At 38.6% G+C, this 14,902-nt stretch carries 8 protein-coding genes, 2 tRNA genes and 3 rRNA genes; 11 read left to right on the top strand and 2 right to left on the bottom strand.

Going from position 1 to position 14,902, the window contains the following annotated elements; translation table 11 throughout:
• Positions 1–8 precede the first annotated feature (8 nt).
• Entirely contained in the window at positions 9–557 is a 549-nt protein-coding gene (locus tag IP358_RS03285; RefSeq protein WP_006801700.1) for a hypothetical protein, read from the bottom strand.
• Between the two features lie 127 nt (positions 558–684).
• Here IP358_RS03285 and IP358_RS03290 point away from each other — a divergent pair, with 127 nt between their 5' ends.
• The 5 genes from IP358_RS03290 to IP358_RS03310 are packed head-to-tail and all read left to right on the top strand — an operon-like array spanning position 685 to position 6,721.
• Positions 685–2,493, top strand: a complete 1,809-nt coding sequence (locus IP358_RS03290; protein ID WP_006801699.1) for an extracellular solute-binding protein — start codon at positions 685–687, stop codon at positions 2,491–2,493.
• A 59-nt stretch (positions 2,494–2,552) separates the two neighbouring features.
• Positions 2,553–3,542: a microcin C ABC transporter permease YejB gene (gene yejB, locus IP358_RS03295; RefSeq protein WP_370521399.1), complete on the top strand. Its 990-nt coding sequence runs from the start codon at positions 2,553–2,555 to the stop codon at positions 3,540–3,542.
• On the top strand, positions 3,542–4,567 hold the full coding sequence (locus IP358_RS03300) for an ABC transporter permease (protein WP_006801697.1): 1,026 nt from the start codon (positions 3,542–3,544) through the stop codon (positions 4,565–4,567). Before yejB ends, IP358_RS03300 begins: the two co-directional genes overlap by 1 nt.
• Positions 4,564–6,150 (top strand): dipeptide ABC transporter ATP-binding protein, encoded by a 1,587-nt coding sequence (locus IP358_RS03305; protein ID WP_006801696.1) that lies wholly within the window; start codon positions 4,564–4,566, stop codon positions 6,148–6,150. Before IP358_RS03300 ends, IP358_RS03305 begins: the two co-directional genes overlap by 4 nt.
• The gene (locus IP358_RS03310) at positions 6,140–6,721 is read left to right on the top strand and encodes a thermonuclease family protein (RefSeq protein ID WP_006801695.1); all 582 of its coding nucleotides are present in this window, start codon (positions 6,140–6,142) and stop codon (positions 6,719–6,721) included. Before IP358_RS03305 ends, IP358_RS03310 begins: the two co-directional genes overlap by 11 nt.
• Before the next feature lie 23 nt (positions 6,722–6,744).
• Here IP358_RS03310 and IP358_RS03315 read toward each other — a convergent pair whose 3' ends face one another.
• Entirely contained in the window at positions 6,745–7,110 is a 366-nt protein-coding gene (locus IP358_RS03315; RefSeq protein ID WP_006801694.1) for a hypothetical protein, read from the bottom strand.
• Between the two features lie 70 nt (positions 7,111–7,180).
• On the opposite strand from IP358_RS03315, the gene pseI reads away from it, so the two are divergent.
• The 6 genes from pseI to rrf all read left to right on the top strand — a co-directional run bounded on the left by pseI (position 7,181) and on the right by rrf (position 14,557).
• Positions 7,181–8,197 (top strand): pseudaminic acid synthase, encoded by a 1,017-nt coding sequence (gene pseI, locus IP358_RS03320; protein WP_006801693.1) that lies wholly within the window; start codon positions 7,181–7,183, stop codon positions 8,195–8,197.
• A gap of 782 nt (positions 8,198–8,979) precedes the next feature.
• Positions 8,980–10,476: ribosomal RNA gene (locus IP358_RS03325) — 16S ribosomal RNA — on the top strand.
• 85 nt (positions 10,477–10,561) lie between these two features.
• Positions 10,562–10,637: transfer RNA gene (locus IP358_RS03330), tRNA-OTHER, on the top strand.
• Between the two features lie 14 nt (positions 10,638–10,651).
• A tRNA-Ala gene (locus IP358_RS03335) sits at positions 10,652–10,726 on the top strand.
• A 442-nt stretch (positions 10,727–11,168) separates the two neighbouring features.
• Positions 11,169–14,048: ribosomal RNA gene (locus IP358_RS03340) — 23S ribosomal RNA — on the top strand.
• Positions 14,049–14,441: 393 nt separating this feature from the next.
• A 5S ribosomal RNA gene (gene rrf / locus IP358_RS03345) occupies positions 14,442–14,557 on the top strand.
• The 16S, 23S and 5S rRNA genes sit together here with 2 tRNA genes alongside, the layout of an rRNA operon.
• The last annotated feature ends 345 nt before the right edge of the window (positions 14,558–14,902 follow it).

Genomic DNA, 14,902 nt, shown 5'->3' on the forward strand with positions numbered 1-14,902 from the left:
TTCCATATTTATATTACACTCAATGCGCCTAGAGCAATACTGACAATGCAGCCTGCTAGAATAGTAGCATATTGAATTTTACGATTTTTCTTGCTATTAAAAAGTGTAATCATTAGCCCTGAAAGATAAAGCAAAATCAAAGTAATGCCAAATCCTATAGCCAACACATCAAAGTACCATTTTGCTTTTGCTTTGTGAAGCATAATCATATCCCCAATGAGAGAACGCTTTAGTGTTGTGATTGTATAGGTGGAATCTGTATTTTTGGTAATGCTTGCACTATAGTGCGTGCCTCCTATGCTTAATGCGTTATTTTTGCCTGTTTTTGGAGTTAGATTAGAGGGAACATCTAGATTATTGCTTTTTAGATATTCCACTAAAACTTCAATTTCCTTGCCTTTTTCAATATTTTGCGTGAGTGTATAGCTTTGTTTTGTTGCCCCTGTATCTTGATTGAATCCACTGATATATAAAATGCCAGTAAGTGCATATATTAGTGCAATGGGCAAGAAAAATAGACTTAAATAAATGTGTATATTGCGAAATTGTTTTGTCATTAAAGACTCCTTTGAAAAATTTGCGGAAGTTTAATGAATAAATGTGAAGAAAATGTTAATTCTTGTCTGTTAATTTGTAAATATTTTGTTAAAATGAACCTTTGCATTTTTAAAACAAAGGATTTTTATGCGCTTTATTATGGCTTTTGTTTTGTTTTGTGGAGCGTTGTTAAATGCGCAAACTTATAGCACTCCTGCATTAAGCGCACAGGGGGAAGTAAAATATAAGAATTTCAAGCATTTTGATTATGTCAATCCTAACGCTCCAAAGGGAGGGCATATTAAGCAATACGCGCTTGGGAGTTATGATAGTTTTTATGATTTTTTGCTTAAAGGCGTTAGCGCAAAGGGCTTGCAACTTGTTTATGATACTTTAATGGTGCGCTCTTTTGATGAGCCAAGCAGTCAATATGGACTTGTTGCAAAGCAAGTGCAAAGGGCAAAAGATAATACTTTTGTGATTTTTCATTTAAATGAGAATGCGCGTTTTAATGATGGCAAGGAAATTACGGCTTTTGATGTGGAATTTAGTTTTAATACGATTGCAAGGGGGGAGAATCCCTCAATGGCACGCTATTATGCAGATATTAAAGATGTGGTGGTGGTGGATAAACACACGGTGCGCTTTAATTTTAAAGACAATAAAAACCGCGAGCTAGCGTTGATTTTAGGGGATTTGCCGATTTTACCTAAGCACGCTTATGAAAAAGTGGATTTCAATGAAAATCCCCTAAAGATTCCCCTAGGCAGTGGTCCTTATAAAATAGAATCTTTTGAAGCGGGGCGAAGTGTAACTTATAAGCGTGTGGAAGGGTATTGGGCTAGGAATCACCCAGCGCGTGTGGGGCATTTTAATTTTGATAAAATCACCATTGATTATTATAAAGATGATTCTGTTGCTCTAGAGGCTTTTAAGGCTGGGAGATATGATTTTAGAGAAGAAGTTAGTGCGAAAAACTGGGCGTTGGGCTATAATGGAAATGCGTTAAAAAATAAGGATATTCAAAAACAAGAGTTTGAGCATTTTTTGCCAAGTGGAATGCAAGGATTTGTGTTTAATATGCGCAAAAATCTTTTTAGTGATAGGCGTGTTAGGGAAGCCATTGGGCTTGCGTTTGACTTTGAGTGGAGTAATAAGAATCTTTTTTACAATCAATACACACGCACTAAGAGTTTTTTTGATAATTCAGAGTTTGCAAGTGTTGGGATTCCACTAGGTGCGGAGCTAGCATTGTTAGAGCCTTTTAGAAGTCAGCTTCCAAGCGCACTTTTTACGCAAAGTTTTTCTTTGCCGCAAAGTCAGGGTAATGGTGATAATAGAGAGAATTTGAAAAAGGCGCAAAGTTTGTTAAAAGAAGCGGGATATTCCATTAAAAATGGCAAATTACAAAAAGATGGAATCCCTTTTGCATTTGAGCTATTGCTTGTAAGTCCGGCAATGGAGCGTGTTGCAATCCCTTTTCAAAAGAATTTGCAAATTTTAGGAATAACCTTACACATTAGATTGGTGGATGTTGCGCAATATGTTAATCGTCTGCGAAGTTTTGATTATGATATGATAGTAAGCGTGTTTCCACAAAGTTTATCGCCGGGCAATGAGCAAGCATTTTTTTGGGGGAGTGAAGCAGCAGATACGCAAGGGAGCTATAATTATATTGGTGTGAAAAATCCTGTGGTAGATGCGTTGATTGCAAAAGTGATTCAAGCAAGTAATTATGAAGAGTTATTAAGTAGCGTGCGTGCGCTTGATAGGGTGCTGTTGTGGGAGTATTATGTGATACCGCATTTTCATACAAAAACCTTTCGCGTAGCGTTTTGGAAATTTTTGCAACACCCTAAAATCACGCCCCTTTATGATGTAGGGTTTGAAACTTGGTGGGTGGATTTTGAAAAGTTGCAAGATATTCAAAAGAAATATCCTAATTTTAGGCGATAGTTTTGGGAAGCTATATTCTTAAGCGACTTTTGTTGATAATTCCAACATTGCTTGGAATTATGACTTTAAATTTTTTCATCATTCAAGCAGCACCGGGCGGTCCTGTGGAGCAGATGATTGCGAAGCTTGAAGGTGTTGGAATGCAAGCAGAAGTGCAAGCAAACACTAAAGGAATGTATAGAAATCAAGGTTTAGATACACAGATGCTAGAGAAAATCAACGCATTATATGGCTTTGATAAGCCTATTTTAGAGCGATATATTTTAATGCTCAAAAACTACTTCACTTTTAATTTTGGGGAGAGTTTTTATAAGAATGCAAAGGTGGTGGATTTAATCTTAGAAAAACTCCCTGTTTCTATTAGTCTTGGGCTTTGGAGCACTCTTTTAATTTATTGTATTTCTATTCCTTTGGGGATTAAAAAAGCAGTGCGTGAGGGAAGCACCTTTGATAGTGTTACAAGCGCGATGATTATTATTGGAAATGCGATTCCAACTTTTTTGTTCGCGCTTATTTTAATTATTCTCTTTGCTGGGGGGACTTATTTTAGTATTTTTCCTTTGCGTGGGATTGTGGGGGATAATTTTGAGTCTTTAAGTTTGTTGGGAAAAATTAAGGATTATTTTTGGCATATTACACTACCTGTGCTTTCCCTAAGCATTGGGGGATTTGCCACTTTGACCTTACTTGCTAAAAATTCTTTTTTAGAAGAAATCAACAAGCAATATGTTCAGCTTGCCTATGCAAAGGGATTATCACAAAGGCAGGTTTTATATAGGCATATTTTTCGTAATGCAATGCTTTTAATTATCGCTTCTATTCCTTCAGCATTGCTTGGGATTTTGCTTAGTGGTTCTTTGCTTATTGAAATTATTTTTTCACTTGATGGTTTAGGGCTTTTAGGCTATGAAGCTATTATTTCAAGGGATTATCCTGTGATTTTTGGCACATTATATATTTTTACGCTTTTTGGACTTCTTGTTGGAATCCTTAGCGATATGGTGTATGTACTAGTGGATCCTAGGATTCATTTTCAAAAGGTGCAATAATGCAGTTTGCAACGCGTAGATTTCAAGCATTTAAGAAAAATCGCCGTGCATATCTATCTTTATGGGTTTTTGGTGTGTTGTTTGTGTTGTGTATGTGTGCAGAGATTCTTGCAAATGATAAGCCTTTGTTTGTGCGTTATAATGGGGAGAATTATTTTCCTTTGTTAAAGGATTATCCTGAAACAACTTTTGGTGGGGATTTTGAAAGTAATGCAAATTATAATGATATGTACTTGCAAGAAAAAATCGCACAAAAGGGCTTTATGATTATGCCTTTGATTCCTTATTCTTATGATTCTGTTATCTATACGCTAGAAACTCCAGCCCCTTCTAGCCCAACTCCAAAGAATCTCTTAGGCACAGATGATTTAGGTAGAGATGTGCTAGCAAGATTGCTCTATGGCTTAAAAACTTCCATACTCTTTGGGATTGCACTAGCTTTTTTTAGTTCTCTTATTGGGCTTTGTGTTGGTGGGATTTGCGGATATTTTGGGGGAAGGGTGGATTTGATTGGACAGAGATTGATTGAAATATGGAGTGGAATGCCTGTGTTGTTCGTGTTGATTATTTTTGCGGGGTTATTACAGCCCACATTTTGGAGTATTTTGTGCATTGTGTTGCTGTTTTCTTGGGTGGCGTTAGTGCCTTTTGTGCGTGCGGAGTTTTTAAAGGTAAGGAATCTTGACTACATAAAGGCTGCAAAAATGTTAGGGGTTAGCCATACACGCATTATGTTGCACCATATTTTGCCAAATGCCTTAGTTGCGGTCTTGACTTATTTGCCCTTTGTTGTGTGTGGAAGTATTATAACGCTTGCTTCGCTTGATTTTTTAGGGCTTGGATTGCCGCCTCCTAGTGCAAGTTTGGGGGAGATTTTAGCACAGGGTAAAAACAATCTTAATGCGCCTTGGCTTGGATTAAGTGGATTTTTTGCTTTGAGTGCTTTGTTGTGTTTGCTTGTTTTTATTGGAGAGGGTTTGCGCGATACAATGCGCGTGGAGGCGATTCAAAGGATAAAAGAATGAGTCTTTTGAAGGTGGAATCCTTAAGCGTAGAAGTGAATGGGTTTTGTTTAAAGAATATTAATTTTTGCCTAAAGGAAGGGGAGTTTTTAGGGATTGTTGGGGAGTCTGGGAGTGGGAAAACCTTGCTTAGTCATTTAATCTTAAGGCTTGTTAAGGAATACAACTTACAAAGTGGCAAGATTGAATGTTTAGGGGAGAATATTTTAGAGATGTTGGAATCTAAAATGCAAAATTTGCGTGGTTTAAAGATCGGATATGTTTTTCAAGAGCCACTTAGCGCGCTAAATCCTTTGCAAAAAATCCATAGGCAATTAAGCGAGGCAATTTTAATCCATAACCCTAAGATTTCTAAAAATGTCTTGCAAGAGAGAATGCAAGAATTGCTCCATAGCGTGCAACTTCCAACAAGTGTTTTACAGGCTTATCCTTATGCTCTAAGTGGTGGGCAAAGGCAGCGCGTTTGTCTAGCTATTGCCCTAGCAAATTACCCTAAGATTTTAATTGCTGATGAGCCTACAACAGCGTTGGATTCCACAACGCAAGCACAAATCATAGAGTTATTAAAAAGCTTGCAAAAAACATTTAATCTTAGCGTGATTTTTATTAGCCATAATTTAGCAGTGGTGTCTAAATTGTGCAAACGCGTGCTTGTAATGCAAAAGGGCGAGATTATTGAGAGTGGGGAAAGAGATGAGATTTTTAAAACACCTAAAAATGCTTACACAAAAATGCTTCTTAATGCTTTGAGATTTCATTATAATATGGAATCTTTTAGTAAAGAGATTGTTTTGGAAGCTAGCAATTTAAGCGTGGAATATCCTAGAAAAAAGAGTTTTTTAGGTAAAACTTTGGAATCCTTTGTGGCTTTAGAGCCTTTAAGTTTTGTGTTAAGAAAGGGGGAGAGTTTAGGGATTATTGGGGAGTCTGGAAGCGGTAAAAGTAGTCTTGCTAACGCGCTTTGTCGCTTGATTGATAGGGATTGCATAAAAGGAGAAGTTAAGCTTTTAGGAAAGGATTTTTTTAGTCTAAAAGGGAGTGATTTAAGGGAGTTTCGCGCGTGTATGCAGTTGATTTTTCAAGATCCTTTTAGCTCTTTAAATCCCAAAATGAATCTTTTTAAAATTTTACAAGAAGGCTTGCAGGCGCATTTTAAATTAAGTGTTGCAGAGCAAAAAAGGCTTATAGAAAAAACTTTAAATGATGTGGGATTAGATAGGAATTTTTTGGAGCGATACCCTAATGAATTAAGCGGGGGACAAAGGCAGAGAGTAAGTATTGCTAGAAGCTTAGTTTTACGCCCCAAGGTGCTGATTTTAGATGAGCCGACAAGCGCGTTAGATTGTGCAGCACAGGGGCAAATTCTAGGGTTATTATTAAAACTTGCTAGAGAATATAGACTAAGTTATATTTGTATTAGCCACGATTTAAGTGTGATTGCAACGCTGTGCCAAAATGTTTTAGTCTTAAAAGATGGAAGAGTTTTAGAGCGTGGAGCCACAAAAGAAGTCTTTAATGCACCTAGGGATTCTTATGTAAAAGAGTTATTGCAAGCAAGTATAATAGGGAGCGTAAATGATTTTTAGGCTTTGGTTTTTGGTTGTAATTATAAGTATGCAGGGTTTTGGCTTTAGTATCCCCCCTGTAAGTATGCAGGTGCTAATGAAGCATATTTTTTCACCCACACATTTTAGCGTGTATAGTAAGGATTATGGAATGATGTATTGCCAGCTTTATGGCGTGGCTAGCGTTAGTAAAAGTTTCAAATGGGAAGGATGTGAGATTTCACCGCAACAACTCAAAGAAATGCGCCATTTTGCAATGCAATATGCACAAAATCAAATTAAACTAGAACAACAATTTCGCTTAGGCTATAAGAATGGCTGGTGTTTTTTACAAAAGGGTGGGAATCTTTTTAACGCGCAAGTGGTGCGTGATGGCTATGCAGTGGTGCAACATTTTGATTTGAGTGAAGAAAAAACACTCAAGGATTTAGAACTCTTAGAATCTATTGCAAGAGATGAAAAAAGGGGGCTTTGGAAAGAATGGGGAGAGGAAATGCAATGTTTAAAGATAGCATTAAGAGAAATTGCACAAGTCGGACTTAAAGAGAGTTTAGAGAAGAGTATGGAATTAAGGATGCAGACAATGGAGTAAAATTGGAATCAGAAATGTGGAATCTAAATGGATTCCGTGTTTTGAGTGTTGCTTTTATTATTATTTAGGAATTCATTTAAATTTTCCATTTGTTGTTGTAAGAATTCTTTTGTTTTATTGGATTCTATGATTTTTTCAAGCTCATTTGCGCCTTCTTTTAGGATTTGTGTCTGTTTTTCTACAAATTCTTGCGTTTTGTTGCTATATAAAAAGTCATTAAGTTTTTGTGTGTGTGAATTTAGTGTATCTTTTAGCCCAGAATCTTGCATTGCATTTTGTAAAGTCTGCCCAGCTTTATTTTCTAAATCATTCAAACTTTTCTCATCACAGCCTGTGGATAAAAGCACAAAAGCCCCTAAAAAGAGTAATTCTGAATAGTATTTCACCATAAAAATCCCTTAAATTTTTAACAATTTAAGATATAATCTTATCCAAAAATCACAGAATTTTGGATAACAAATGCAAAAAGATAAAATTTTTTTAGTGGCTGAACTCTCTGCAAATCATAATCAAGATAAAAATTTAGCCTTGCAAACCATAAAAGCTGCCAAAGATGCAGGTGCTGATGCAATAAAGCTACAAACCTATACACCAGATTGTTTGACTCTAGATTGCGATTTGGAAGATTTTAAAATTAAAGGCACATTGTGGGAGGGGAAGAATTTTTATGCGCTTTATAAGGAGGCGATGACGCCTTGGGAGTGGCATAAAGAATTGTTTGACTATGCAAAAGAGCTTGGATTAGTTTGCTTTTCAAGCCCTTTTAGTAAAGAAGCAGTAGATTTTTTAGAAACATTGGAAAATCCTATTTATAAGGTTGCATCTTTTGAAATTGTAGATTTAGAGCTTATTAAGTATATGGCGTGCTTAGGCAAGCCTATGATTTTATCAAAAGGAATTGCCACAAAAGAAGAAATAGAAGAAGCGATTAATGTTTGCAAGGAGGTTGGCAATGATTCTATTACGCTTTTGCAATGCACAAGCTCTTATCCAGCTCCCTTAAATAGTGCAAATTTATCGTTGATTCCACGACTTCAAAAAGATTTTAGTGTTGCCATTGGCTTATCTGACCATACGCTAGGTATTACAGCCCCTATTGTTGCAGCATCACTTGGAGCAAAAGTGATTGAGAAACATTTTATTTTAAATCGTTCTTTAGGTGGTGTAGATAGTGCATTTAGCCTAGAGCCACAAGAGTTTGCACAAATGGCAAAGGCAGTTAGAGAAACAGAAGAGTTGCTTGGAGATTCTACTTATACTTTAAATGAAAAGTCTAAAGAAGGGCGTGTTTTTATGCGTTCTTTGTATATTGCAAAAGCCATTAAAAAAGGTGAATTAATACAAGAAAATGCAATAAAATCTATTCGTCCGGGGCATGGAATCGCACCAAAATATTTAAAACAAGCAGTGGGGAAGCGCGCTAGTAAGGATTTGTGGTATGGTAAGGCATTGCAATTTGGAGATTGGGTAGAATAAATATCCCCCCCAATTTTAATCTCCCCTTAAGCTTTTCTAGCTATAATTCCACTTCCTTTTTTGCGCTAAATTTTAATCCCTTAAATTAGCACATTGTAACAGATTATAATAAGTGAATTTCACTCATTTAATCCTTAGTTTTATAAATCTTTACTTTTCTTGATTATAATCAAGAATCCAGCAAATGATTTTATTTAAAACTTAAGATGCAGGCTTTTCTAAGGTTTAATCTTTAATGTAAAAATGTTCTTTAACTTTAGATTATGTAATATACATATTAATGTAGTATGCGCATTAAAGTTAAATGATCTTTGACAACTAAGCAGGAAATAATAAAGAACAACAACTTCTTAAATTATTTTCTAAATTCTTATACAACAAACTCAATTTATTGCTTTGTGGTTTTATTCTTTAAAGCAGTCTTTATGTCATTTGTTAAAAGTTTATATTTTTTGAGTTTCTTATTATAGAAAGATTAATTCTTTCTTTATATTTTGGAACTTTTACTAAACTTATAACTAAAGCACACTAAAGATTGTTTGCATAAAACACAAATCTAAAACAGAGATTTTGAGATTTTAGGACAAACTAATCCAAACACAGATTCTTTTTAGATAATTTAAACTTATTAATAAGAATCTAAAACCAAGTAAAACTTAAATCTTAAAATTTAAAGAAACTCTTTAGAGAATCTTTAAATCTTTATTCTTTTAAGCTTTTCTTTCTTTATCTTATGGAGAGTTTGCAATCATTATTTATTTTTGATACAAACTTCCATAATTTTTATGGAGAGTTTGATCCTGGCTCAGAGTGAACGCTGGCGGCGTGCCTAATACATGCAAGTCGAACGATGAAGCTTCTAGCTTGCTAGAAGTGGATTAGTGGCGCACGGGTGAGTAATGCATAGGTTATGTGCCCTTTAGTCTGGGATAGCCACTGGAAACGGTGATTAATACCGGATATTCCCTACGGGGAAAGGTTTTTCGCTAAAGGATCAGCCTATGTCCTATCAGCTTGTTGGTGAGGTAATGGCTCACCAAGGCTATGACGGGTATCCGGCCTGAGAGGGTGATCGGACACACTGGAACTGAGACACGGTCCAGACTCCTACGGGAGGCAGCAGTAGGGAATATTGCTCAATGGGGAAACCCTGAAGCAGCAACGCCGCGTGGAGGATGAAGGTTTTCGGATTGTAAACTCCTTTTGTTAGAGAAGATTATGACGGTATCTAACGAATAAGCACCGGCTAACTCCGTGCCAGCAGCCGCGGTAATACGGAGGTGCAAGCGTTACTCGGAATCACTGGGCGTAAAGAGCGCGTAGGCGGGATAATAAGTCAGATGTGAAATCCTATGGCTTAACCATAGAACTGCATTTGAAACTATTATTCTAGAGTATGGGAGAGGTAGGTGGAATTCTTGGTGTAGGGGTAAAATCCGTAGAGATCAAGAGGAATACTCATTGCGAAGGCGACCTGCTGGAACATTACTGACGCTGATGCTGCGAAAGCGTGGGGAGCAAACAGGATTAGATACCCTGGTAGTCCACGCCCTAAACGATGAATGCTAGTTGTTGGGGTGCTTGTCACTCCAGTAATGCAGCTAACGCATTAAGCATTCCGCCTGGGGAGTACGGTCGCAAGATTAAAACTCAAAGGAATAGACGGGGACCCGCACAAGCGGTGGAGCATGTGGTTTAATTCGAAGATACGCGAAGAACCTTACCTAGGCTTGACATTGATAGAATCCGCTAGAGATAGTGGAGTGCTAGCTTGCTAGAACTTGAAAACAGGTGCTGCACGGCTGTCGTCAGCTCGTGTCGTGAGATGTTGGGTTAAGTCCCGCAACGAGCGCAACCTCGTCCTTAGTTGCTAACTATTCGGTAGAGCACTCTAAGGAGACTGCCTTCGTAAGGAGGAGGAAGGTGAGGATGACGTCAAGTCATCATGGCCCTTACGCCTAGGGCTACACACGTGCTACAATGGTATGTACAAAGAGAAGCAATACCGAGCAAGTGGAGCAAATCTATAAAACATATCTCAGTTCGGATTGTAGTCTGCAACTCGACTACATGAAGCTGGAATCGCTAGTAATCGCAAATCAGCAATGTTGCGGTGAATACGTTCCCGGGTCTTGTACTCACCGCCCGTCACACCATGGGAGTTGTATTCGCCTTAAGTCGGAATGCCAAACTGGCTACCGCCCACGGCGGATGCAGCGACTGGGGTGAAGTCGTAACAAGGTAACCGTAGGTGAACCTGCGGTTGGATCACTCCTTTCAAGAGAGATAACTCAATATTTGTTTATTGAGTTTAAGTTGTTCTTTATCCTGCTTAGTTTTCAGAGATCATAAGACTTTAAGTAGGGGCTTATAGCTCAGGTGGTTAGAGCGCACCCTGATAAGGGTGAGGTCGGAGGTTCAAGTCCTCCTAAGCCCACCAGATGAAATTCTTTTGGGGAATTAGCTCAGCTGGGAGAGCGCCTGCTTTGCACGCAGGAGGTCAGCGGTTCGATCCGCTATTCTCCACCAAGTCTTAAAAGACAATGCGCTAATAACAAATTTAGTAGAGCAGTTTATTTGTAAATGAGTTATACTTAAATATGTTATCTATAAAAGCTAACTTTTAAATATAAGTAAGCCTGTTAGTATGTGATATTAATGCCTAATGTAATAGAATTAACAATAAAAGATAAACTTTTTATTTCTTTAAATAATATTTTTAAAGTAATTCTGGGATATACTTAGATAATTAAAGTGATTCTCAAGTGATTCTAATGTAAGTGTTTTAAATCTCAAACATTTACATTAGAATCTTTATAAAACCTAATAGATTTAGTAGAGATTCTAAATGATATTTAACAACACATTGTCAAAGCCTATATAAGTAATAACTACAATCACGCAAATAACTAAAGATTGTCTTAATGTTTGCATTGCATTCGATAAGGCAGTGGCGTTAGAATATAAAGTCAGTTAAGCTTGTGAAGGGCAAATGGTGGATGCCTTGGGTAGTAGAGGCGATGAAGGACGTACTAGACTGCGATAAGCTATGGGGAGCTGTCAAGATGCTTTGATCCATAGATTTCCGAATGGGGCAACCCAATACATAGCAATATGTATTACCTTAAATGGAGCGAACCTAGTGAAGTGAAACATCTCAGTAACTAGAGGAAAAGAAATCAATAGAGATTCTCTTAGTAGCGGCGAGCGAACGGGGAACAGGGCAAACCAGTAGCTTGCTACTGGGGTTGAGACTGCAACATCCACGGAGAGACTCTAATAGAACATTCTGGAAAGGATAGCCACAGAGGGTGATAGCCCCGTATATGAAAGAGTCTTTCTAGGTAGCAGGATCAGAGTAGGTCAGGACACGTGAAATCCGGGCTGAAGCAGGGGAGACCACTCTCAACCCTAAATACTACTACTACACCGATAGCGAACCAGTACCGTGAGGGGAAAGGTGAAAAGAACCGCAGTGAGCGGAGTGAAATAGAACCTGAAACCATTTGCCTACAATCATTCAGAGCCCTATGATTTATCAGGGTGATGGACTGCCTTTTGCATAATGATCCTGCGAGTTGTGGTATCTGGCAAGGTTAAACTAATGTGAAGCCGTAGCGAAAGCGAGTCTGAAAGGGCGATTTAGTCAGATGCTGCAGACCCGAAGCTGAGTGATCTATCCATGGCCAAGTTGAAAGTGGGGTAACACCTACCGGAGGACTGAACTCGTACCCATTGAAACGGGTTGGGATGAGCTGTGGATAGGGGTGAAAGGCCAATCAAACTCAGTGATAGCTGGTTCTCTTCGAAATATATTTAGGTATAGCCTCAAGTGATAGTAATAGGGGTAGAGCTCTGATTGGGCTAGGGCTGCTCACCGCGGTACCAACCCCTGTCAAACTACGAATACCTATTACCGTATCTTGGGAGTCAGGCGGTGGGTGATAAAATCAATCGTCTAAAGGGGAACAACCCAGACTACCAACTAAGGTCCCAAAGTTCTATTCTAAGTGGAAAAAGATGTGGAGTTACTCAGACAACCAGGAGGTTGGCTTAGAAGCAACCATCCTTTAAAGATAGCGTAACAGCTCACTGGTCTAGTGATTCTGCGCTGAAAATATAACGGGGCTAAGATAGACACCGAAGTTGTAGATTGTGCTGATGCACAGTGGTAGAAGAGCGTTCACATCAGCGTTGAAGCCATACCGGTAAGGAGTGGTGGAGCGGTGTGAAGTGAGCATGCAGGAATGAGTAGCGATAAAAGTGGTGAGAATCCACTTCGCCGAAAATCTAAGGTTTCCTACGCTATGCTCGTCATCGTAGGGTTAGTCGGGTCCTAAGACAAGTCAGAAATGGGTAGTCGATGGAAAATAGGTTAATATTCCTATACCAACATTAGTGTGCGATGGGGGACGCATAGGGTCAAGACAAGCTGACGGATAGAAGTGTCAGTCGAAGGGTGCAAGTTAGGAGATTGGTAAATCCGCTCCCGTATCCCAAACCCAACAGGCATACCAAAACCTTCGGGTAGCGGTGTGAATTGTTAAGATCGTCGTGCCAAGAAAAGCCTCTAAGTTTAGCTAATGTTGCCCGTACCGTAAACCGACACAGGTAGATGAGATGAGTATTCTAAGGCGCGTGAAAGAACTCTCTTTAAGGAACTCTGCAAACTAACACCGTAAGTTCGCGATAAGGTGTGCCACTTTAAGTGGTCTCAGCAAAGAGTCCTCCCGACTGTTTACCAAAAACACAGCACTTTGCCAACTCGTAAGAGGAAGTATAAGGTGTGACGCCTGCCCGGTGCTCGAAGGTTAAGAAGGATTAGTCAGCCGCAAGGTGAAGCTTTGAATTGAAGCCCGAGTAAACGGCGGCCGTAACTATAACGGTCCTAAGGTAGCGAAATTCCTTGTCGGTTAAATACCGACCTGCATGAATGGCGTAACGAGATGGGAGCTGTCTCAAAGAGTGATTCAGTGAAATTGTAGTGGAGGTGAAAATTATCCTACCCGCGGCAAGACGGAAAGACCCCGTGGACCTTTACTACAGCTTGGCACTGCCGATGGGAGCATTATGCGCAGCATAGGTGGGAGGCTTTGAAATCTTTACTCCGGTAGAGATGGAGCCACCGTTGAGATACCACCCTTAATGTTTCTGTCTGCTAACTAGCTAGAGTTATCCTCTAGTAGGACAATGCCTGGTGGGTAGTTTGACTGGGGCGGTCAGCCTCCTAAAAAGTAACGGAGGCTTGCAAAGGTTGGCTCAAAATGGTTGGAAATCATTTGTAGAGTGTAATGGCATAAGCCAGCCTGACTGTAAGACAAACAAGTCAAGCAGAGACGAAAGTCGGTCATAGTGATCCGGTGATTCTGTGTGGAAGGGTCATCGCTCAAAGGATAAAAGGTACCCCGGGGATAACAGGCTGATCTCCCCCAAGAGCTCACATCGACGGGGAGGTTTGGCACCTCGATGTCGGCTCATCGCATCCTGGGGCTGGAGCAGGTCCCAAGGGTATGGCTGTTCGCCATTTAAAGCGGTACGCGAGCTGGGTTCAGAACGTCGTGAGACAGTTCGGTCCCTATCTGCCGTGGGCGTAGGAAAGTTGAGGGGATCTGTCCCTAGTACGAGAGGACCGGGATGGACATACCACTGGTGTAGCTGTTGTCCTGCTATGGGCATCGCAGCGTAGCTACGTATGGATGTGATAAACGCTGAAAGCATCTAAGCGTGAAGCCAACTCCAAGATGAACTTTCCCTGAAGGTCGCAGGAAGACTACCTGCTTGATAGGGTAGGGGTGTAAGCATAGTAATATGTTTAGCTGACTACTACTAATAGACCGTTTGGCTTAATTGATAAAAAGCCACTGCCTTAATGAGTGTAATCCATTAAGATAGATTTTTAGTTATTGCATTACTTATAGTATCTCTTAATATCTTTAAAGCCTTTAGAATAGTTTAAGTAGCTAAAAGGATATTAAGATAAAGATTTAAAAGCTTCTAAAGAATTCAAGCTTTAAAAATTGAAACTTTAAAGAGTTAAATGATTAAAGACTTATTTGGTTGATTTTACTTTTCTTTTAAAGTATTTAATCAAATTAACTTATATAGGCTTAGTATCATAATTTAAATATTAAACCTAGATTCTTTTAAAATCTTTGCTAAAGTGTTAGTAAAGTTACTTAGGTTATGCTTTAAAGGGATAAAGCTTATATAGGCTTAGTATTATTTATGAGTATTACATTGTCATCTTCGTGCTAATAGAGAAGAGGTTCCACCTAGCTCCATTCCGAACCTAGAAGTTAAGCTCTTCTTCGCTGATGATACTGCTCCTTTCAGGAGTGGTAAAGTAGGACAGTGCGGAGATGAGAGTGTAATAAGATTGTGTTGGATTCTGCATTTGCTTCGTAGGGATTAATTCTTTCATTTTAAGTTTTACTTTGTTTGGGCTTTAATGGTTGATATAAGCTAAGTTGTTTGTTCTATGTTTGCTTTGTGTTATTTGTTTTAAAAATCAATAAAACTTTCTTAATATTTTTATTATCTGTTACCAAATGTAACTTCTAAATTAAATTTATAAAATATACTTAATCTTTTTATAAAACTTAATAAATCCCTATAATATGGAATTAATCTTTATATTTTTCTTTACATAATAAAAATGATTTTTATTTCATTTAAAAAATAGTAACAATATCACTTAAATTTTAA

The sequence above is a fragment of the Helicobacter winghamensis ATCC BAA-430 genome, assembly GCF_028751035.1.
GTDB classification, from domain to species: Bacteria; Campylobacterota; Campylobacteria; order Campylobacterales; family Helicobacteraceae; genus Helicobacter_D; species Helicobacter_D winghamensis.

What these genes read in the sequence shown, in the direction of transcription:
- pseI (WP_006801693.1), top strand. Translation starts at nt 7,181, where the DNA reads ATGCAAAAAGATAAAATTTTTTTAGTGGCTGAACTCTCTGCAAATCAT.
- IP358_RS03310 (WP_006801695.1), top strand. Translation starts at nt 6,140, where the DNA reads ATGATTTTTAGGCTTTGGTTTTTGGTTGTAATTATAAGTATGCAGGGT.
- IP358_RS03300 (WP_006801697.1), top strand. Translation starts at nt 3,542, where the DNA reads ATGCAGTTTGCAACGCGTAGATTTCAAGCATTTAAGAAAAATCGCCGT.
- IP358_RS03285 (WP_006801700.1), bottom strand. Translation starts at nt 557, where the DNA reads ATGACAAAACAATTTCGCAATATACACATTTATTTAAGTCTATTTTTC.
- IP358_RS03305 (WP_006801696.1), top strand. Translation starts at nt 4,564, where the DNA reads ATGAGTCTTTTGAAGGTGGAATCCTTAAGCGTAGAAGTGAATGGGTTT.
- IP358_RS03290 (WP_006801699.1), top strand. Translation starts at nt 685, where the DNA reads ATGCGCTTTATTATGGCTTTTGTTTTGTTTTGTGGAGCGTTGTTAAAT.
- yejB (WP_370521399.1), top strand. Translation starts at nt 2,553, where the DNA reads ATGACTTTAAATTTTTTCATCATTCAAGCAGCACCGGGCGGTCCTGTG.
- IP358_RS03315 (WP_006801694.1), bottom strand. Translation starts at nt 7,110, where the DNA reads ATGGTGAAATACTATTCAGAATTACTCTTTTTAGGGGCTTTTGTGCTT.